General features: G+C 68.2%; 18 protein-coding genes and 1 other RNA gene. 14 read left to right on the forward strand and 5 right to left on the reverse strand.

What is annotated here, in order from left to right; genetic code table 11:
* Positions 1-67: 67 nt before the first annotated feature.
* From LOS78_RS06930 to LOS78_RS06965, 8 genes are all read left to right on the forward strand, one after another.
* Positions 68-958, forward strand: a complete 891-nt coding sequence (locus LOS78_RS06930) for an ATPase (protein ID WP_230376349.1) — start codon at positions 68-70, stop codon at positions 956-958.
* The gene (gene metA, locus LOS78_RS06935; RefSeq protein ID WP_230376977.1) at positions 958-1,884 is read left to right on the forward strand and encodes a homoserine O-succinyltransferase; all 927 of its coding nucleotides are present in this window, start codon (positions 958-960) and stop codon (positions 1,882-1,884) included. The genes LOS78_RS06930 and metA overlap by 1 nt, the downstream gene beginning before the upstream one ends.
* Before the next feature lie 2 nt (positions 1,885-1,886).
* On the forward strand, positions 1,887-2,819 hold the full coding sequence (gene ppk2, locus LOS78_RS06940; RefSeq protein ID WP_230376350.1) for a polyphosphate kinase 2: 933 nt from the start codon (positions 1,887-1,889) through the stop codon (positions 2,817-2,819).
* Between the two features lie 21 nt (positions 2,820-2,840).
* Positions 2,841-3,791 carry a YgcG family protein gene (locus LOS78_RS06945; RefSeq protein ID WP_230376351.1) on the forward strand — a complete coding sequence of 317 codons (951 nt, stop codon included), beginning with the start codon at positions 2,841-2,843 and terminating at the stop codon, positions 3,789-3,791.
* A 72-nt stretch (positions 3,792-3,863) separates the two neighbouring features.
* Positions 3,864-4,916, forward strand: a complete 1,053-nt coding sequence (locus LOS78_RS06950) for a PotD/PotF family extracellular solute-binding protein (RefSeq protein WP_230376352.1) — start codon at positions 3,864-3,866, stop codon at positions 4,914-4,916.
* Positions 4,917-5,097: 181 nt separating this feature from the next.
* Positions 5,098-5,451: a transfer-messenger RNA gene (ssrA, locus tag LOS78_RS06955) on the forward strand.
* A gap of 70 nt (positions 5,452-5,521) precedes the next feature.
* The gene (locus tag LOS78_RS06960) at positions 5,522-6,793 is read left to right on the forward strand and encodes a glutamate-5-semialdehyde dehydrogenase (protein WP_230376353.1); all 1,272 of its coding nucleotides are present in this window, start codon (positions 5,522-5,524) and stop codon (positions 6,791-6,793) included.
* Positions 6,793-7,734: a hypothetical protein gene (locus LOS78_RS06965; protein WP_230376354.1), complete on the forward strand. Its 942-nt coding sequence runs from the start codon at positions 6,793-6,795 to the stop codon at positions 7,732-7,734. Before LOS78_RS06960 ends, LOS78_RS06965 begins: the two co-directional genes overlap by 1 nt.
* 3 nt (positions 7,735-7,737) lie before the next feature.
* On the opposite strand, the gene LOS78_RS06970 is transcribed toward LOS78_RS06965, so the two are convergent.
* Positions 7,738-8,394 (reverse strand): histidine phosphotransferase family protein, encoded by a 657-nt coding sequence (locus LOS78_RS06970; protein WP_230376355.1) that lies wholly within the window; start codon positions 8,392-8,394, stop codon positions 7,738-7,740.
* Positions 8,395-8,434: 40 nt separating this feature from the next.
* Here LOS78_RS06970 and LOS78_RS06975 point away from each other — a divergent pair, with 40 nt between their 5' ends.
* The 3 genes from LOS78_RS06975 to LOS78_RS06985 all read left to right on the forward strand — a co-directional run bounded on the left by LOS78_RS06975 (position 8,435) and on the right by LOS78_RS06985 (position 10,363).
* Complete coding sequence (locus tag LOS78_RS06975) at positions 8,435-8,614, forward strand: DUF3553 domain-containing protein (RefSeq protein ID WP_028712870.1); 180 nt, start codon at positions 8,435-8,437, stop codon at positions 8,612-8,614.
* Between the two features lie 139 nt (positions 8,615-8,753).
* A complete protein-coding gene (locus LOS78_RS06980) occupies positions 8,754-9,533 on the forward strand; it encodes a GNAT family N-acetyltransferase (protein ID WP_028712871.1) in 780 nt (259 codons plus the stop codon).
* Entirely contained in the window at positions 9,530-10,363 is an 834-nt protein-coding gene (locus LOS78_RS06985) for a 1-acyl-sn-glycerol-3-phosphate acyltransferase (protein WP_230376356.1), read from the forward strand. The genes LOS78_RS06980 and LOS78_RS06985 overlap by 4 nt, the downstream gene beginning before the upstream one ends.
* 177 nt (positions 10,364-10,540) lie before the next feature.
* Here LOS78_RS06985 and LOS78_RS06990 read toward each other — a convergent pair whose 3' ends face one another.
* The 4 genes from LOS78_RS06990 to ubiE all read right to left on the reverse strand — a co-directional run bounded on the left by LOS78_RS06990 (position 10,541) and on the right by ubiE (position 15,598).
* Positions 10,541-12,319: an SLC13 family permease gene (locus LOS78_RS06990; RefSeq protein ID WP_028716525.1), complete on the reverse strand. Its 1,779-nt coding sequence runs from the start codon at positions 12,317-12,319 to the stop codon at positions 10,541-10,543.
* Between the two features lie 98 nt (positions 12,320-12,417).
* Entirely contained in the window at positions 12,418-13,236 is an 819-nt protein-coding gene (locus LOS78_RS06995; RefSeq protein WP_028712874.1) for a TIGR00282 family metallophosphoesterase, read from the reverse strand.
* A gap of 60 nt (positions 13,237-13,296) precedes the next feature.
* On the reverse strand, positions 13,297-14,832 hold the full coding sequence (gene ubiB / locus LOS78_RS07000) for a 2-polyprenylphenol 6-hydroxylase (RefSeq protein ID WP_028712875.1): 1,536 nt from the start codon (positions 14,830-14,832) through the stop codon (positions 13,297-13,299).
* 1 nt (position 14,833) lies between these two features.
* Positions 14,834-15,598: a bifunctional demethylmenaquinone methyltransferase/2-methoxy-6-polyprenyl-1,4-benzoquinol methylase UbiE gene (gene ubiE, locus LOS78_RS07005; RefSeq protein ID WP_230376357.1), complete on the reverse strand. Its 765-nt coding sequence runs from the start codon at positions 15,596-15,598 to the stop codon at positions 14,834-14,836.
* 99 nt (positions 15,599-15,697) lie between these two features.
* Here ubiE and mutM point away from each other — a divergent pair, with 99 nt between their 5' ends.
* From mutM to rpsT, 3 genes are all read left to right on the forward strand, one after another.
* Positions 15,698-16,543, forward strand: coding sequence for a bifunctional DNA-formamidopyrimidine glycosylase/DNA-(apurinic or apyrimidinic site) lyase (gene mutM / locus LOS78_RS07010; RefSeq protein WP_230376358.1), 846 nt, complete (start codon positions 15,698-15,700; stop codon positions 16,541-16,543).
* Positions 16,544-16,662: 119 nt separating this feature from the next.
* On the forward strand, positions 16,663-17,439 hold the full coding sequence (locus LOS78_RS07015; RefSeq protein WP_230376359.1) for an enoyl-CoA hydratase: 777 nt from the start codon (positions 16,663-16,665) through the stop codon (positions 17,437-17,439).
* Between the two features lie 147 nt (positions 17,440-17,586).
* Positions 17,587-17,856: a 30S ribosomal protein S20 gene (rpsT, locus tag LOS78_RS07020; protein WP_028712879.1), complete on the forward strand. Its 270-nt coding sequence runs from the start codon at positions 17,587-17,589 to the stop codon at positions 17,854-17,856.
* Positions 17,857-18,365: the final 509 nt, after the last annotated feature.

The raw sequence follows: 18,365 nt of genomic DNA on the forward strand, positions 1-18,365 counted from the left end.
ACAGCCACCCCTTTTCCTTGGCCCTGCGCGGGACTAACTATCGCCAAGCCCCGCAAAAGGATCGCCCATGCTCTACAAGACCCAAGCCGAATGGCTGGCCGCACCCCGCAAGCGCGTGCTGTTCTTCGGCATGTCGGGGCTGGGCAAGACCTTCCTCGCCTCGATGCTGCGCGGCTCGGGGGAATGGTTCCACTATTCGGTCGATTACCGCATCGGCACCCGCTACATGGGCGAGCTGATCGCCGACAACTTCAAGCGCGAAGCGATGAAGGTGCCCTTCCTGCGCGAGCTGCTGCTGTCGGATTCGGTCTATATCGCCAGCAACATCACCTTCGAGAACCTGGCGCCGCTGTCCACCTATCTGGGCAAGCCCGGCAGCGTGACCCGCGGCGGGCTGGAATTCAACGAATACATGCGCCGCCAGGACCAGCACCGCATGGCCGAGATCGCGGCGCTGCTGGATACCGGCCACTTCATCCGCCGCGCGCAAGAGATCTACAATCTGGGGAATTTCGTCTGCGATTCCGGCGGCTCGGTCTGCGAGGTGGTGGACCCCTGGGCCGAAAGCGACCCGGTGCTGGACGCGCTGGAACGCGACCTGCTGCTGGTCTGGATCAAGGGCTCGGCCGAACATACCGAGGAGCTGGTCCGCCGCTTCGACCGCGCGCCGAAACCGATGTATTACCAGCCGGATTTCCTCGACCGCGCCTGGACCGACTATCGCGTGGAAAAGGGCCTGACCGAAGAGCAGGTCAATCCCGACGACTTCATCCGCTGGACCTATGCCCGGGCGCTGGCCCACCGGCAGCCGCGCTACGAAGCCATGGCCCGGCGCGGCGTGACCCTGCTGGCCGAGGAGGTGGCGCAGGTGAAAAGCCCCGACGACCTGCTCCGCCTGGTCGGCCAGGCGATCGACAGGCGGGCCCCCGAAGAAAAGACCGACAGAAAGGACGCATGATGCCCATCACCCTGCCCAATGACCTGCCCGCCTTTGACATCCTGTCGAACGAAGGCGTCATGGTCATGTCGCCGGGCCGGGCGGCGATGCAGGACATCCGGCCGCTGCGCATCGGGCTTCTGAACCTGATGCCCAAGAAGATCCAGACCGAGAACCAGTTCGCCCGGCTGATCGGCGCCACGCCCCTGCAGATCGACTTCCAGCTGATCCGCATGTCGGACCACGAAAGCCGCAACACGGCGGCCGACCACATGGAAAGCTTCTACCGCCGCTTCTGCGAGGTCGAGGAGACGGGCGAGAAGTTCGACGGGCTGATCATCACCGGCGCGCCCATCGAGCACCTGCCCTTCGAGCAGGTGACCTATTGGGACGAGATCACCCGCGTCTTCGAATGGACGCAAAGCCATGTGCATTCCACCTTCGGCGTCTGCTGGGGCGGCATGGCGATGGCCTGGCATTTCCATCGCCTCGAAAAGCACATGCTGGACCACAAGGCCTTCGGCTGTTTCCGCCACCGCAACCTTGCCCCCGCCTCGCCCTATCTGCGCGGCTTCTCGGACGACGTGCTGGTCCCGGTCAGCCGCTGGACCGAGGTGCGCCAGGACGAGGTGGACGCCATCCCGGCGCTGCGGACGCTGATCGCCTCGGACCAGGTCGGGCCCTGCCTGATCGAGGATGCCGGCCACCGCGCGCTCTATGTCTTCAACCATTTCGAATATGACAGCACGACGCTGAAGGACGAATACGACCGCGACGTGATCTCGGGCAAGCCGATCAACGTGCCGGTGAACTACTACCCGGACGACGATCCCGGCCAGACGCCGACGAACCGCTGGCGCAGCCATGCGCATCTGCTCTATGGCAACTGGATCAACGAGATCTACCAGACCACCCCCTTCGACCTGAACCGCATCGGCGAGGCATAGGCATGGGCAAGAACGGCAATGACGGAAAGGACGAGAAGGACGGGGCCGGGGCGCCGAAATCGCTGCCCGACCTGCCCTTCGTGGGCGCCATCACCCGCTACCTGGAAAAGCAGGCGCCCGAGGCATTGCGCAAGGCCGTGAAGGCGGCGGAAAAGGGCCGCATCCTCGACCCCTCCTATCCCTATCCCGAGGAGATGAAGGGCAAGGATTACGACGAGCGCATGGCCGGGCTGCAGTTGCAGCTGGTGCGGCTGATGCGCGACGTGATCCATACCGGCAAGCGCATGGTGGTGCTGTTCGAGGGCCGCGACGCCGCCGGAAAGGGCGGCACCATCGAGCGGGTGCGCGAGAACCTCAACCCGCGTTCGGCCTATATCGTCGCCCTGCCCAAGCCCAGCGAGCGCGAGGCCGGGGAATGGTATTTCCAGCGCTATGTCGACTGGCTGCCCGCGCGCGGCGAGATCGCGCTCTTCGACCGCAGCTGGTACAATCGCGGCGTGGTCGAGAAGGTCTTCGGCTTCTGCACCGACGCGCAGCGCGAGACCTTCTTCCGGCAATTGCCACCCTTCGAGACCATGCTGGCCGACGACGGGGTGATCCTGGTCAAGCTGTGGCTGGAGGTGGGCCGGCCCGAGCAGCTCCAGCGTTTCCTCGACCGCGAGCGCGATCCGCTGAAGCAATGGAAGCTCAGCGCGATCGACGTGGACGGGCTGGCGAAATGGGACGATTACAGCGCGGCGATCCGGGACACGCTGCTGCGCAGCCATTCCGGCATCGCGCCCTGGACGGTGATCCGCGCCGACGACAAGAGGCGGGCGCGGATCGCCGCCATCCAGACCATCCTGCGCGCGGTCGATTTCGCCGGCCGCGACGACGAGGTGATCGGCCAGCCCGACCCGCAGATCACCGGCGGCCCCGAGATCCTGCCGGGATAAGGCGCAAGACGAGAAGCGACGATGGATAGCCCGTTCAGGACCGCCCCGCCCGCCAAGATCCAGCAGCGCGCCATCCGGGCGGCGGCATGGCTGTCCGCGCTCCTCTGGCTGGCGCTGCTGGCCCCGGCCCATGCGCAGACCCTGCCCGACTGGCAGCACCTGCGCATCAACGATTTCGCCGGGCTGCTCACGCCCGAGGATGCCCGGACCGTCGACGCGGCGCTGAGCACGCTCCGGGACCAGGCCGGCATCGAGGGCACGGTCGTCACGCTGGCCGACCGGGCGCGCTACGGCGGGACCGACGGGCTGGAGCCCTTCGCCACCCGGCTTTTCAATCATTGGGGCGTGGGCGACGCCGCGCGCAGCGACGGCTTCATGGTCCTGGTGCTGGCCGGAGACCGCGAGGCGCGGATCGAACTCGGCCGCGGCTACGAGAACGACGCCGACATCCTGGCGCAGGAGATCATGCGCAACACCATGCTGCCCGCCTTTCGCGACGGCCGGATGTCGCAGGGCATCCGCGACGGCACGCTGGCGGTGATCGAGCTGATCGCCCGGCCGGTCGCGGCGGGCCAGCCGGTCGGGGCGCCGGAACGCGGGCTGATGGACAGGATCATCCCCTTCCTCTTCGGCGGCGCCTGGCTGCTGATCCTCGGCGCCATCGCGCGGCAGGCCTGGCGGCGCAACCGCTGCCCGCAATGCGGCCGTCGCGGCCTCGAGACGCAGGTCGCGCCGCTGGAAACCCCGCTGCCCGAGGGCGGCTACATGGTCTCGCATGACAATGTCACGCGACGGTGCCCGGCTTGCGGCTGGTCCGACAGCCGGCGACGTCTTCGCCCGCAGACCGTCTGGTATGGGCCGACCGGCATGGTGCTGCGCAGCGAGCCGACGCCCGGCTATCGCGCCTCGCGGGGCGCCTCGGGCTTCGGCGGCGGCTCGTCGCGCGGCGGCGGCGCATCGGGGCGCTGGTAGGCGCGGGCGCGCTTGCGAGGTCGCCGCGGGGCGGCTAGCGTCGTGCCAGACTGCCTCAAGGAAAGCTCCGACATGAAACCTCTCCGCTTCCCCGCCCTGGCGCTCGCACTTGCCAGCACCAGCCTGACGGCCGCCTGGGCCGCCGACCCCGAACTCACGGTCTTCGACTGGGCCGGGTTCGAGGAACCGGTGATCTTCCAGGGCTATATCGACAAGCACGGCACCGGCCCGACCTTCGCCTTCTACGGCGATGACGACGAGGCCTATCAGAAGCTCGCCTCGGGCTTCAAGGCGGACGTGGCGCATCCCTGCTCGCAGATGGTGTCGAAATACCGCGACGCCGGGCTGATCGAGCCCTGGGACGTCTCGAATATCCCGGCCTTCGAAACCCTCGACCCGGAATTCCTCGATTCGGAAATCTTCAAGGACGACGAGGGCGTCTGGTACATCCCGACCGACTGGGGCGCCACCGCCGTCGCCTACAATACCGAAACCGTGCCGGCCGAAGATGTCGCCAGCCTGAACATCTTCATCGATCCGAAATACCAGGGCCGCACCTCGCTGCCCGATTCGGCCGACGATGTCTGGGCGCTGGCCTATCTGGCCACCGGCACCACCGACTGGACCGAGGTCACGGATGAGCAGTTCTCCGCCGCCGCCGACTGGCTGCGCCAGGCGCATCAGAACGTCGCGGCCTATTGGGCCGACCCGGCCGAGCAGGCGCAGCTGATGGCCTCGGGCGCGGTGGACGTGGCCTGGTCGTGGAACGACGGCGTGGTGCTGCTGGAAAACGACGGCTTCCCGGTCGGCTTCCAGCGCGCGGCCAAGGAGGGCAGCTCGACCTTCTTCTGCGGCTTCATCAACCTCAAGAACGGCCCGGGCAACGAGGACAAGGCCTACGATTTCATCAACGCCTGGCTCGCGCCCGAATCGGCCAAGGGCCTCCTCGACACGATCGGCTACGGCCATACCTCGACCGTCGCCATGGAGACGATCAAGGACGAGCCGGCGGTGCAGGAAGGGCTGTCGCCCGTGGACGCCCCGATCCTGGCCCAGACCCCGAACGACCCGCAGCAACGCGAGCGCCAGCTGCAGGAATTCGAAAAGATCAAGGCCGGCTTCTGACCCCTTCCCCCTTCTCTTGCAGCGCCCCGCCCCTCGGCGGGGCGTTTCGCCGGCAGAGCGGCCGGATGAGTATTCGAGGAACGAAGAAGGCCGGGCGCCGCGCTCGGCTTTCTCCGTTTTCCAAATACTCCAAGGGGTGAATTGGCCCGCGCAGCGGGACAAGAGGGGAACGGCGTTCCCCTCCCTTGCGTGCCGGAATGGCGGCGCCTATATTCGTGGGGTCCGGGTTCGCCCGGACTATGGACATAAACGCGCAGGTAATAAGCGGATCGGACCCGGGGGCGGTACCCGGCGGCTCCACCATCATCCCTCGTTGGGGGCACATGGGGCCGAAACAGGATCGACGAACGTCTAAAGCTGTTTGCTTTGTCTCGGTGAGCTACCACCGTCATCGGTGCAAAATGTACAGTTGCCAACGACAACCGTGCTCCGGTGGCTCTGGCTGCGTAAGCAGCTCGGGTAACCGAAACCTAAGCCCTTCCGCCTAGCAGCGTAAGGCGGGGCCCGCAGGAGCCTGGCAACAGAATCCTGCACCTTCCCCCTTTCCTCTCTGGTTTTTCGGCGCGCCCGGGCCTATCTCAGGCCTCATGCAAGGGAATGCCGCCATGAAAGACCTGACCACTTCCGAGGCCGATGCGCTGATCGCGGATCTGGGGCAAAAGGCCCGCGCCGCCGCCGCCGTGCTGGCCGAGGCCTCGCCCGAGCGCAAGCATGCCGCGCTGATCGGCGCGGCCGAGGCGATCCTCAAGGCCGAGGACGCGATCCTCGACGCCAATATCCTCGACATGCACCATGCCGAGGAAAAGGGCCTTTCCCCCGCCATGCTGGACCGGCTGAAGCTCGATCCCGCGCGCATCCGCGCCATGGCCGAGGGGCTGCGCTCGGTCGCGGCGCAAGAGGATCCGGTCGGCAAGGTGCTGGCGGAATGGGACCGGCCGAACGGGCTCAACATCCGGCGCGTCGCGACGCCGCTGGGCGTGATCGGCGTGATCTACGAAAGCCGGCCCAATGTCACCGCAGATGCCGCGGCGCTGGCGCTGAAGGCCGGCAATGCGGTGATCCTGCGCGGCGGCTCGGAAAGCCTGGAAAGTTCGACCGCCATCCACGAGGCGCTGGTCGCGGGCCTGAAGCAGGCCGGGCTGCCCGAGGCGGCGATCCAGATGGTCCCGACCCGCGACCGCGAGGCCGTCGCCGCCATGCTGCGGGCGCAGGAATTCATCGACGTCATCGTGCCGCGCGGCGGCAAGGGCCTGGTCGGGCTGGTGCAGAGAGAGGCCCGCGTGCCGGTCTTTGCCCATCTGGAGGGCATCTGCCATGTCTATGCCGACCGCGACGCCGACCTGGAAAAGGCCCGCCGCGTGGTGCTGAACGCCAAGACCCGGCGCACCGGCATCTGCGGCGCCGCCGAATGCCTGCTGATCGACTGGCAGTTCTACACCAGGCACGGCCCCGTGCTGGTGCAGGACCTGCTGGATGCCGGCGTCGAGGTGCGGGCCGAGGGCGAATTGGCCAAGGTGCCCGGCACGGTCCCGGCCGAGCCTTCGGATTTCGGGCAGGAGTTCCTGGACAAGATCATCGCCGTCAAGCTGGTCGACGGCGTCGAGGAGGCGATCGCCCATATCCGCCGCTACGGCTCGGGCCATACCGAATCGATCCTGACCGAGAACGACGCCACCGCCGAACGCTTCTTCAAGGGGCTCGACAGCGCCATCCTGATGCGCAACGCCTCGACGCAATTCGCCGATGGCGGCGAGTTCGGCATGGGGGGCGAGATCGGCATCGCCACCGGCAAGATGCATGCGCGCGGGCCGGTCGGCGCCGAGCAGCTGACCAGCTTCAAGTATCTGGTCACCGGCGACGGCACCATCCGCCCCTGATGCGGGCCGAACAGCTGCACCAGGACGACCGCCACCGCATCACGCTGTTTCGCGGCGCCGGCGACGGGCGCCGCGCCGTGGTCGGCTTCGAACATGGCCGGGACCGCATGGCGGGCTTCGCGCCCGCCGCCGCGCCGCGCTACGCCGAAAGGCTGGGGATCGACGCGCTGGTGGTGCAGACGGCGCGGCGCGACTGGTTCGTCCCGGACCGCGACGCCGCGCTGGCCGGGGCGCTGCGAGAGGCGACCCGGAACTATGCCGAGGTCATTGCGACCGGATTCTCGATGGGCGGCTATGCGGCGCTGCTCTATTCCGCCGCCTGCCATGCCGACCGGATCATGGCGGTCTCGCCGCAATATTGCATCGACCCGGCGGTGGCGCCTTTCGATCCCGACCGCCATGCGAAATTCGCCCGCATCGGCCGGCCCATGCCGCGGCCCGAGACGCTGGGCAATCGCGACGCGCGCGGCGCGCTGATCTATGATCCGGCCATCCGGGCCGACCGTGCCCATGCGGCGCTGATCCGGGCCGGGTTTCCACATCTGACGCCCATCGCCCTGCCGTTCGGCGGCCATCCGGCGACCGGGGTGATCGGCGCGACGGGCGGCACCGGCCGCATCGCCGAGATGGTGGTGCAGGACCGGCTGGACGCGGCGCTGGTCCGGCAGATGCATCGTGCCGCACGGCCCCGGGCCGAGCCCTACCGGCTGAACCTGGCGGCTGCCGCCCTGACCCGACATCCCGCCCGCGCGCTGCGCGAATTGCGGGCGCTGGCGGCCGGTGCCACCCCGCGCATCCGCCTGGAGGCGGGGCTGATCCTGCTGGAACGGGGCGAGGAGCTGGCGGTCGCACTGCTGTCCGAACTGCTCGACAGCGTCGAGGCTGTCCCGCCGGCGCTGGCGCGACGGCTGGACCGGGCGCTGAAGTCCGGCGGGATCTGACGCTCAGAACGCGATCTCGCCGCCCGTCTCGTCCAGCTCCCAAGCGAGGGGCCGGCCGGCGGCGCGGGCGAAACCGGCCAGCAGCGGAAAATGCACCTCCGAGGCGGCGGGCTCGGGCCGCTCGCGCCCGGGGGCGGCATCGAGCCAGGACCACAGCGCCGGATCGGGCTTGGTGCGGCTGCATTCGGCCACCAGCCGCCAGCCGCTGGCGCCGCGGCAGACCAGCACGCCGCCGCCCCAGGGCATCGCGGTCTCGAAACACATCAGCGCCAGCAGGATCATGCGGCCCTCGGCGCGCGGCAGGTCGCCCTCGGCCTCCAGCCGGACGCGGATGCGCCCGCCCCGCTCGACATCGGCAAGCAGCGCCGCCAGCTCGGCCAGGCTCAGCCGCTGGTCGGGCGCGGCTTGGCCGAAGGCCATGCGGAACCAGCGCACCCGCGCCCGGGCCGCCTCGACGCTTTCCGCCATCAGCTGCATCTCGGCGCTGTTGCCGATGCCCGGCCAGGCGCCGGACAGCTGCAAGAGTTCCAGCCCGTTGCCGATGGCGCCCAGCGGCGAGACGATGTCGTGGCAGAGCCGCGAGCCGACCAGCGCCGCAAGACGCTCGGGCGGGATCGCCGCGGATGCATCGGGCGGGCGGCGGATTGTCAGATCGTCCATGAAAGGCTAGCCTGCATGTTTCCTCGGAAAAGGGCGTAAGATGAATGAAATCCTGGAACCCGGCATGATCGTGCGCCATCCCGGCGCCCCCGAATGGGGCACCGGACAGGTCCAGTCGCGCATCGGGGATCGCATCACCATCAATTTCACCAATGCCGGAAAGCAGGTGGTGAACGGCAGGCATATCGAGCTTGAACTGGTCACAACCGAGCCCCACTAAGCGATACGTGCAGAGTAATTCAACTTTTGCGTTAGTCAATCGCCGTTGAATCGCGCGACGCGCCAGCGGTTGCAATGTCGCGCCCCCCCGCCTAGACACGGGGCCAGAGACCATCAGCCCGGGTTCCAAGGCCGTAACGATGACGCCAGAGACGTCCTATTTCGCGACCCGTCTTGCCACGGACGAGACCGACCTTCTGGCGGCGCAGCGCCTGCGCTATCGCGTCTTCGTCGAGGAGCTGGGCGGCGACGGCCCGCTGGTCGATCATCAGTCCCGGTTCGAGCGCGACGAGTTCGATCCGGTCGTCGATCATCTGGTGCTGGTGGACAATCGCCGCTCGCGCGAGGCGCTGGACCATGTGGTCGGCGTCTATCGCCTGCTGCCGGGCGACCGGGCCGAGGCGTTCGGCCGCTTCTATTGCGACAGCGAATACGACCTCGCGCCGCTGCGCGCCTCGGGGCGGTCGCTGCTGGAGCTGGGCCGGTCCTGCGTCGATCCGGCCTATCGCGGCGGCTCGGGCATGTTCCTGATGTGGAACGCCCTGGCCGATTACGTGCTGGCGCGCGGCATCGAGATCCTGTTCGGCGTCGCCTCGTTCCACGGCACCGACGTGCAGGCGCTGGCCCAGCCGCTCAGCTGGCTCCACCATCATCACCTGGCGCCCGAGGCGATCCGTCCCCGCGCCCGTCCCGACGGCTATCGCCGCATGGACCTGATCCCGCCCGGGCAGCTGGACCGCCGCGCCGCCATGACCGGCATGCCGGCGCTGATCAAGGCCTATCTGCGGCTGGGCGGCATGGTCGGCGAAGGCGCCTGGCTGGACCGCGCCTTCAACACCACCGACGTGTTCCTGCTGGTCGATACCAAGGCCATGTCGGAAAAGCACCGCAAGTTCTACGAAACCCGGCAGGGGCAATGAGCGGGGGCGCCCGCGCCACCTGGCGGGACGAAGTGCCGCCGCCCGCCATCCCGCGCCCCGGCGCATTGGGCTGGCTGCTGGTCCTGCTGCGCGGCGGCGGCATCGTGCTGGTTCTGGCGCTCGGCGTGCTGCTGATCGTGCCGCTGCGCCTGGCCGAGCGGCTGTTCACCGGCCCGCGCCGGCCCGTCACCGGACCGCATGTGCAGATCGTCTGCCGCCTCTGCCTGTGGATCATGGGGCTGCGATGGCGCTGCATCGGCCGGCCGATGCGCGGCCCCGGGGCGGCGGTGGCGAACCATTCCAGCTGGCTCGACATCTTCGTGCTGAATGCGGCGATGCCGGTGTTCTTCGTCTCGAAATCCGAGGTGGCGGGCTGGCCGGGCATCAACATCCTGACCCGAGTGACCGACACGCATTTCGTCGCCCGCGACCCCCGCCTGGCCCGCGCCCAAGCCGAGGAATTCGCCGAGCGCACCCGCGCCGGCCATCGGCTGCTGTTCTTTCCCGAGGGCACCAGCAGCGACGGCTGCCGGGTGCTGCCCTTCAAGCCGACGCTGTTCCAGGGCTTCCTCGATCCGGCCCTGCCCGAAGGGCTGGCGATCCAGCCGATGAGCGCACATTACCATGCGCCGGAAAGCCGCGACCCGCGATTCTACGGCTGGTGGGGTGACATGGATCTGGGGCCGCATCTGCTGGCGGTGCTGGCGCAATATCCGCAGGGCTCGGTGACCGTGCGGCTGCACGCGCCGATCCCGGTGGCGGGAGAGACGCGCAAGACGCTGGCGATCAGGGCCGAGACCGAGATTCGCGAAGGTTTTTCGCAGGATTGAGCGGCAGCGCTTCAAGGCCGACCGCCATGCGAGCGGCACGGCCGCATGGGTATTTTCAAAACAGAGAAGTCATGAGCCGGCCAGCCTCGCTGCGGGCGGCGTTTCTGGTCTTCTCTGTTTTGAAAATACCCATGCAACAACGAAGCCCGAGCGAAGGCCGGGAATCGAGCACCGAGCTCAGAGCGGCCAGAACAGCGGAATCGTCAGGCAGGCGACGATGCCGCAGATGATGTCCAGGGGCACGCCGACCTTGACAAAATCGCTGAACCGGTAGCCGCCGGGGCCGTAGACCATCAGATGCGTCTGGTAGCCGATGGGGGTGGCGAAGGCGACGGTGGCCGAGAACATCACCGCCACCACATAGGCGCGCGGATCGTGGCCCAGCGATTTCGCCAGCGCGATGGCCACCGGGGTCAAGAGCACCGCGACGGCGTTGTTCGACAGCACCTCGGTCATGACGAGGCCGAGGAAATAGACCGCGATCAGGGTGGCAAAGGGCGGCAGGCCGCGCAGGTGGGGCGCCACGGCATCCACCACCAGATTGACCGTGCCGGTGTGCTCCAGCGCTTCGCCCACCGCCAGCATGGCGAAGATCATCGCCAGCAGCCGGGCATCGACAAAGGAGAACGCTTCCTCGGCATCGACGCAGCGGGTGATCAGGATGATCGCCGAGGCGATGAAGGCCAGCGCCATGATCGGCGCCACGTCCAGCGCCGCCAGCGACACCACCGACAGAAGGCAGAGGATGGCGATGGGCGCGCGCTCGCGGCGGAACGGCCGGGCCGAGGGGCGCGAGACGTCGACCAACTCCATGTCGGCGGCCAGCCGGGCGATATCCTCGGGCGCGCCTTCCAGAAGCAGCGTGTCGCCGACCTGCACCACCAGGTCGTCGAGCTGGCGGCCGATATTCTGGCTGCGGCGATGCGCGGCCAGGACATAGACCCCGTATCGGCGGCGCAGGCGCATGTCGCCCAGCCGGCGCCCGACCAGCCGCGCGCCGGGCGAGATCAGCACCTCGACGGTCTCGGTGGCGACCGAGCTGAGCTTGTCCACCATCTGGAAATTCTTGTTGGCCTGCATCTCCAGCAGATCGGCCATTTCCGAGCGCAGCACCACGCGGTCGCCCGGCTCCAGCGCCACCTCGGCCAGGTTGCGGCGCAGCGAGGCATCGCCGCGCAGCACGTCGATCACCCGCACCGCATCGCGCTTGAAGATCGGCGCGGTCAGCACCGGCTGGCCGACCAGGCTGGATTCCTCGGGGATGGCCACCTCGGTGAAGTATTTCATCTCGCGCCGGGTGCCGAGGAAGCCGGCCAGCGAGGTGCGGTCGGGCAGAAGCCGCCAGCCGATGGTGGCGAAATAGGCGATGCCCGCCAGCGTGATGGCGATGCCGACCGGGGCGATCTCGAAGATGGTGAAGGGCACCATGCCCTGCTCGCGCGCCACGCCGTCGACCAGCAGGTTGGTCGAGGTGCCGATCAGCGTCATCATCCCGCCCAGGATGGTGAAATAGCTCAGCGGCATCAGCAGCTTCGAGGGCGAGAACCCCAGCCGCAGCGCCAGCTGGATGAAGATGGGGATCATGACCGCCACCACCGGCGTGTTGTTCATGATCGCCGAGGCCAGGATCACGAACAGGAACAGCGCGCCGATGGTGAAGCGCGGATGGCTGGTCGCCCGCGCGGTCACGAGGCGCGACATGATTTCCAGGGCACCGGTCCGCAGAAGTCCGCCCATGATCAGGAACATGAAGGCGATGGTCCAGGGCGCCGAGTTCGACAGCACCCCGGCCGCGTCCTTGATCGGCAGAAGGCCCAGCAGCATCATCACCGCGGCGGTGCCGATGGCCACGACTTCGGGCGGGTGCTTTTCGCGAATGAACTCGATGAACATGATGGTCACGATGATCAGCATCGCGAATGCCGCATTGGTTCCGGTCAGTTCAAAGCCCAGCATGCAATCCCGTCCCGTGCGCCGCTAAATCACGGCCTGTTCGATGGGTCATAGAATTATTTTCCCCCGCGCCGCAAGCAAAAGCGGGGGTCATGGCCGGTTCAGGCGGGAAGCTGCGTCGGGGCCAGCCGGCCGCCCCGGCGCAGCGGCTCGACCGCCACCGCCTTGCCGGTGCGATCGTCGGTCGTGACCAGCACGCCCGACAGCGTGGCCTCGCCCTCGGCGGGGGTGAAACGCTCCTGGGCCATGCCGGTCAGGAAGCGGCGCAGCGGCTCGGCCTTCTCCATGCCGATCACGCTGTCGTAGTCGCCGCACATGCCGGCATCGGTCTGGTAGGCGGTGCCGCGGTTCAGGATCGTCGCATCGGCGGTGGGCACATGGGTATGGGTGCCGACGACCAGGCTGGCGCGGCCGTCGCACCAATGGCCCATCGCCATCTTCTCGCTCGTCGCCTCGGCATGGATGTCCACCACGCTGGCCTGCACCAGCCCGCCCAGCGGATGGGCGCGCAGCACCGCGTCGATGGCCGAGAACGGGTCGTCGAAGGGCCGTTTCATGAAAACCTGGCCCAGCACCTGCGCCACCAGAACCTTGCGGCCGCGCGTCGCCTCGAAAACCCGGGCGCCGTGGCCGGGCGCGACCTTGGAATAGTTCAGCGGCCGGATGATGCGCGGTTCGGTCTCGATATAGGACAGCATCTCCTTCTGGTCGAAGGCATGGTCGCCCAGCGTGATGCAGTCGGCGCCGGCATCGAGGATCAGCTTGGCATGCCCTCCGGTCAGGCCCATGCCGCCGCTGGCATTCTCGCCGTTCACGATGGTGAAATCGACGCCCAGTTGCTGCTTCAGGGGCGCAAGCCCCTCTGCAATCGCGCGCCGGCCCGCGCGTCCCATCACATCGCCAAGATACAGAATCCGCATGGGGCAGCGTTAGGCGAAAGCGGGCGCGCGCTCAAGCCCCGGCGGGGGCCCCGGGCGGCCTTATCCCAGCCATGCGCCAAGCGCCGCGCCCGCCAGCGCGACCATGGCGCCAAGCGCGATGCCCGCGGCGAATCCCGGGCGTCTCCGCGTCTGGGCCGGCGGCGGCGGCTCGCGCAGGAGTTCGGGCATGCGGCGTTCCAGGAATTCCGGCAGGAGCGGCGCGAAGCGCCCCAGCACCTGCGCGGCCCGGGTCAGGTCGCGCACCGCGGCGCGCGGCCCCAGATTGTCGCGGATATAGCTTTCCACCACCGGCCGGGCGACCTGCCACATGTTGATCTGCGGGTCGAGCGAGCGCGCCACGCCCTCGACCACCACCATGGTGCGCTGCAGCAGGATCAGCTCGGTCCGCGTCGCCATGCCGAAGCGTTCGGTGACCTCGAACAGATAGGCCAGCAGGTTGGCCATCGAGATCCGGCTGGCATCGGCGCCGAAGATCGGCTCGCCCACGGCACGCAGCGCGCGGGCGAATTCCTTGATGTCGCGGTCGCGGGGCACGTAGCCCGCCTCGAAATGCACCCGCGCCACGCGCTCGTAGTCGCGGCGGATGAAGCCCATCAGGATCTCGGCATAGACGCGGCGGGTATATTCGTCGATCTCGCCCATGATGCCGAAATCGTAGATGACGATGTCGCCGTTCGCCGCCACCTTCAGGTTGCCCTGATGCATGTCGGCGTGGAAATAGCCGTCGCGCAGCGCATGGCGCAGGAACAGCTGCAGCACCCGCGCGCCGATGGTCGGCAGGTCGTGTCCCGCCGCCCGCAGCGCGGCGATATCGCCCATCGGCACGCCCTCGGCCCAATCGGTGGTCAGCACCCGCCGGGCGCTGAGATGCCAATAGGGGGCTGGCACCGCCATGCCCTCGTCGCCCGCGGTGTTCTCGGCGAATTCCGAGGCCGAGGCGGCTTCGAGCCGCAGGTCCAGCTCTCCGGTCACCACCGATTCGAAATGCGCCACCACGTCGCGCGGCCGCAGCCGGCGGGTGGCCGGCGACAGCCGCTCGATCATGCCGGCGGCGAAGTGGAAGGCGTCGATGTCGCGGCGGAAGGCGGATTCGATCCCCGGGCGCAGCACCTTGACCGCGACCTCGCGGCCATTGTCGGCGCGGCGCGCACGATGCACCTGGGCGATGGAGGCGGCGGCCACCGGTTCGGAGAACTCGCTGAACAGCGTCTCGACCGGGCGGCCCAGCTCGGCCGCGACGGTGCGCAGCGCCTGGTCCTGCGGAAAGGGCGCCAGCCGGTCCTGCAGCATCGAGAGCTGGTCGGCCAGGTCCACCCCCACCACGTCCGGCCGGGTCGAGAGGATCTGGCCGAATTTCACATAGGCCGGCCCCAGCGCGGTGATGGCGCGGGTGACGGGCGGCAGGGCCGGGTCGCCCTTGTAGCCCAGCCAGGCGAAGGGCCAGCCCAGGATGCGGGCGGCGATGCGGATGCGGGCCGGCGCGTCCGCCGCGTCCAGCGCCACCTTCATCGCGCCGGTGCGCTCGAAGGTGGCGCCGGTGCGGATCAGGCGCCAGATATTGTGAGGACCGCGCATGTCAGAGCTTCCAGCCCGAATGCAGCGCGGCGATGCCCATGGAGAGGTTGCGCCATTGCACGCGGCCGAAGCCCGCCTCGCGGATCATGGAGGCGAAGGTTTCCTGATCGGGGAACTTGCGGATCGATTCGACCAGATACTGATAGCTGTCGCGGTCGTTCGCGACGATCTGGCCCATGACCGGGATCACGTTGAAGGAATAGCGGTCGTAGAGCCATTGCAACATCGGCACCGGCATCTGGCTGAATTCCAGCACCATCAGCCGGCCGCCGGGGCGCAGGACGCGCCGCGCCTCGGCCAGGGCATCGGGGATGCGGGTGACGTTGCGGATGCCGAAGCTGATCGTATAGCGGTCGAAGCTGTCATCGGCGAAGGGCAGCTGCATGGCGTCGCCGGTGACCCAGGCGAGCCGGTCGGCGAGTTTGCCGGCCTCGGCCCGCTTCCTGCCCTCGACCAGCATCGACTCGGTCATGTCGCAGACGGTGACGCGGGCGCCCGGCGCGCGGTCCAGGAAGCGGAAGGCGATGTCGCCGGTGCCGCCCGCCACGTCCAGCAGGTGCTGGCCGTCGCGCGGCGCCAGCCAGTCCATCATCGCGGTCTTCCAGATGCGGTGAATGCCGGCGCTCATCAGGTCGTTCATCACGTCATAGCGCGAGGCGACGCGGGAGAAGACGCCATGGACCAGCCCGGCCTTGTCCGCCTCGGCCACGGTGCGAAAGCCGAAATGGGTTTCCCCGTTGCTGTTGCCGCGCTCGTCAGGGGTCATATCGCTTGTCCATCCGTCGTTTCGCGCCCAGATAGTCCGAAAGCGCGCCGCGCGCCATAGCTGGGACGCGGGCCGCACCATGCGACGAACGGGAAGAAAATGCCAGAACTGCCAGAGGTCGAAACCGTCCGACGCGGCCTTCAGCCGCATCTTGAGGGGCGGGTGATCGCCCGCGCCGAAGCCCGCCGCCCCGACCTGCGCTGGCCCTTGCCGCCCGATCTGGTGCAGGTTCTGACCGGGGCGCGGGTGACGCGCCTGCTGCGGCGCTCGAAATACATCCTGGCCGAGCTGGAGGATCGCGGCAGCCTGCTTCTGCATCTGGGCATGTCGGGGCGGATGCTGATCGAGGGGGAAAGCCAGGGCGAGTTTCACCGCGACCCGGCGATCCTGCCGCGCCATGACCATGTCGTGTTCTGGACCGACCAGGGCACGCGCATCACCTTCAACGACGCGCGGCGATTCGGCATGGTCGATCTGGTGGCGCCGGGGGCGACGCATCCGCTGCTGGCGCATCTGGGGCCAGAGCCGCTGTCCGAGGCCTTCACCGCCGAGGCGCTGGGGCGGGCCTTCGCCGGGCGGCGCATGCCGGTCAAGGCGGCGCTGCTCGACCAGCGAATCGTGGCCGGGCTGGGCAATATCTACGTCTCCGAAGCGCTCTACCGCGCCGGCATCGACCCCCGCCGGCTGGCCGGGGCGGTCGCGGCGCCCGAACTGGCGGCGCTGGTCGGCCATGTCCGCGCCGTGCTGGAGGAGGCGATCGCGGCCGGCGGCTCCTCCCTGCGCGACCACCGGCAGGCGACGGGCGAGCTGGGTTATTTCCAGCATGCCTTCCGCGTCTATGGCCGCGAGGGGGCGCCCTGCCCCAGGCCGGGCTGCGCGGGCACGGTCCGGCGCATCGTGCAATCGGGCCGGTCGAGCTATTTCTGCCCGCTCTGCCAGCAGTGAAGCGGCCCCTGGCCGCTGCCTCCGGCGGGGGTATTTGGACAACAGAGAAGCGCGCTGGCCTTGCGGTCGCGCTTTTGTTACGAGTCGCGGTCAGCTTGTTTGCGAAAGGCTAGGAGTCGATGGCTTACCAGACCCTCACCGTCGAGATCGACGATTATGTGGCGCTGATCCGGCTGAACCGGCCCGAGGCGCTGAACGCCCTCAACTCGCAGCTCCTGGGAGAGCTGGGCGATGCGCTGGCCGAGGCCGACCGGAACGAGAAGGTGCGCTGCATCGTGCTGACCGGCAGCGAAAAGGCCTTCGCCGCCGGCGCCGACATCAAGGAGATGTCGGCCAAGAGTTTCGTCGATGTCTATACCGAGGACCTGTTCGGCGCCGAGATCGACCGCATCACCGCCACCCGCAAGCCGATCATCGCCGCCGTCTCGGGCTATGCGCTGGGGGGCGGCTGCGAGCTGGCCATGGCCTGCGACTTCATTCTCTGCGCCGACAACGCCAAGTTCGGCCAGCCCGAGATCAACCTCGGGGTGATGGCCGGCATCGGCGGCACCCAGCGCCTGACCCGCTTCGTCGGCAAATCGAAATCGATGGAGATGCATCTGACCGGGCGCTTCATGGATGCGGCCGAGGCCGAACGCTCGGGCCTGGTCAGCCGCGTGGTGCCGGCGGCCAGGCTGATCCCCGAGGCGCTGGCGGCGGCGAAGAAGATCGCCGAAAAGAGCCAGATCGCCGTGCTGGCCGCCAAGGAGGCGGTCAACCGCGCCTATGAGACCACGCTGCGCGAAGGCATCCTGTTCGAGCGCCGCAGCTTCCAGGCTCTGTTCGCCACCGAGGACCAGAAGGAGGGCATGGCCGCCTTCCTGGAGAAGCGCGAGCCACAGTTCCGCGACCGCTGATTTCGCTTGGCATTCGGCCCGGGGCGCTGTATAGGCCCGGGCTTACATGCGCGTGGGCCCGCTTAAGGCAAGAATCATGACCGTCCGGCAACGGACGGGGCCGTGGGGCTTTTGCGTAATCGAAATACGAGAAAGAGAATAGGACCCATGGCCAACACGCCCCAGTCGAAGAAGCGCGCCCGCCAGATCGAGCGCCGCACCGCCGTCAACAAGGCCCGCCGCTCGCGCATCCGCACCTTCCTGCGCAAGGTCGAGGAAGCCATCGCCAGCGGCAATGCCGAAGCCGCCCGCGAAGCCCTGCAGAGCGCCCAGCCCGAACTGATGCGCGGCGTGACCAAGGGCGTCGTCCACAAGAACACCGCCGCGCGCAAGATCTCGCGCCTCTCGGCCCGGGTGAAGGCGCTGGCCACCGCCTGATCGGCTGCGGCATTTGTGCAACTATCAGTGGAATTGCCTAGGGGCGCGATCCATCGGAACGCGCCCTTTCGCATGAGGAAGCCCCGGGTTTTCCCACATTTTCCAGCCTGTTGGCGACCACCCCGCCATGCCCGCGAAGCGGCGAGATTCGATCCGGCAAAGTGACTGTCAAGCGCGAAGATCGGTTGCTGGCCGGCTGCGGTTCTTGCTAGCTTGTTTTCTGCGATTCACCGTCGCGCCTGGGGGACATGCTCTGAACCGTCGGCTCTGCCGCCGACAGGCAGGGTGGCAGCAGGATCAGACAGATCCGCTACCGATAATGCGCAAAGCCGGCTGCCACCGGCCTGCGCTGCGTGTCTGAAAGTTTCGGCCGCAGGACGGCCCGCACACCGCCTTGGCGGCGCGGGCTTTCTGTTGCCGAAACTTCATGCGTTCAGGCCGCGGCACCGAATCGCCTCACGCCGGAAAATCCCGGCGGCATGTGGGGACAAGAGACGGAACTGGGCGAG

The organism is Paracoccus sp. MA (genome assembly GCF_020990385.1).
Lineage (GTDB): Bacteria > Pseudomonadota > Alphaproteobacteria > Rhodobacterales > Rhodobacteraceae > Paracoccus.

Coding starts and splice junctions, on each gene's coding strand:
- LOS78_RS06995 (WP_028712874.1), bottom strand. CDS start 13,236: ATGCGGATTCTGTATCTTGGCGATGTGATGGGACGCGCGGGCCGGCGC.
- metA (WP_230376977.1), top strand. CDS start 958: ATGCCCATCACCCTGCCCAATGACCTGCCCGCCTTTGACATCCTGTCG.
- ubiB (WP_028712875.1), bottom strand. CDS start 14,832: ATGCGCGGTCCTCACAATATCTGGCGCCTGATCCGCACCGGCGCCACC.
- LOS78_RS06930 (WP_230376349.1), top strand. CDS start 68: ATGCTCTACAAGACCCAAGCCGAATGGCTGGCCGCACCCCGCAAGCGC.
- LOS78_RS06970 (WP_230376355.1), bottom strand. CDS start 8,394: ATGGACGATCTGACAATCCGCCGCCCGCCCGATGCATCCGCGGCGATC.
- ppk2 (WP_230376350.1), top strand. CDS start 1,887: ATGGGCAAGAACGGCAATGACGGAAAGGACGAGAAGGACGGGGCCGGG.
- LOS78_RS06975 (WP_028712870.1), top strand. CDS start 8,435: ATGAATGAAATCCTGGAACCCGGCATGATCGTGCGCCATCCCGGCGCC.
- mutM (WP_230376358.1), top strand. CDS start 15,698: ATGCCAGAACTGCCAGAGGTCGAAACCGTCCGACGCGGCCTTCAGCCG.
- LOS78_RS06980 (WP_028712871.1), top strand. CDS start 8,754: ATGACGCCAGAGACGTCCTATTTCGCGACCCGTCTTGCCACGGACGAG.
- LOS78_RS06950 (WP_230376352.1), top strand. CDS start 3,864: ATGAAACCTCTCCGCTTCCCCGCCCTGGCGCTCGCACTTGCCAGCACC.
- LOS78_RS06945 (WP_230376351.1), top strand. CDS start 2,841: ATGGATAGCCCGTTCAGGACCGCCCCGCCCGCCAAGATCCAGCAGCGC.
- LOS78_RS06990 (WP_028716525.1), bottom strand. CDS start 12,319: ATGCTGGGCTTTGAACTGACCGGAACCAATGCGGCATTCGCGATGCTG.
- LOS78_RS07015 (WP_230376359.1), top strand. CDS start 16,663: ATGGCTTACCAGACCCTCACCGTCGAGATCGACGATTATGTGGCGCTG.
- LOS78_RS06985 (WP_230376356.1), top strand. CDS start 9,530: ATGAGCGGGGGCGCCCGCGCCACCTGGCGGGACGAAGTGCCGCCGCCC.
- ubiE (WP_230376357.1), bottom strand. CDS start 15,598: ATGACCCCTGACGAGCGCGGCAACAGCAACGGGGAAACCCATTTCGGC.
- LOS78_RS06960 (WP_230376353.1), top strand. CDS start 5,522: ATGAAAGACCTGACCACTTCCGAGGCCGATGCGCTGATCGCGGATCTG.
- rpsT (WP_028712879.1), top strand. CDS start 17,587: ATGGCCAACACGCCCCAGTCGAAGAAGCGCGCCCGCCAGATCGAGCGC.
- LOS78_RS06965 (WP_230376354.1), top strand. CDS start 6,793: ATGCGGGCCGAACAGCTGCACCAGGACGACCGCCACCGCATCACGCTG.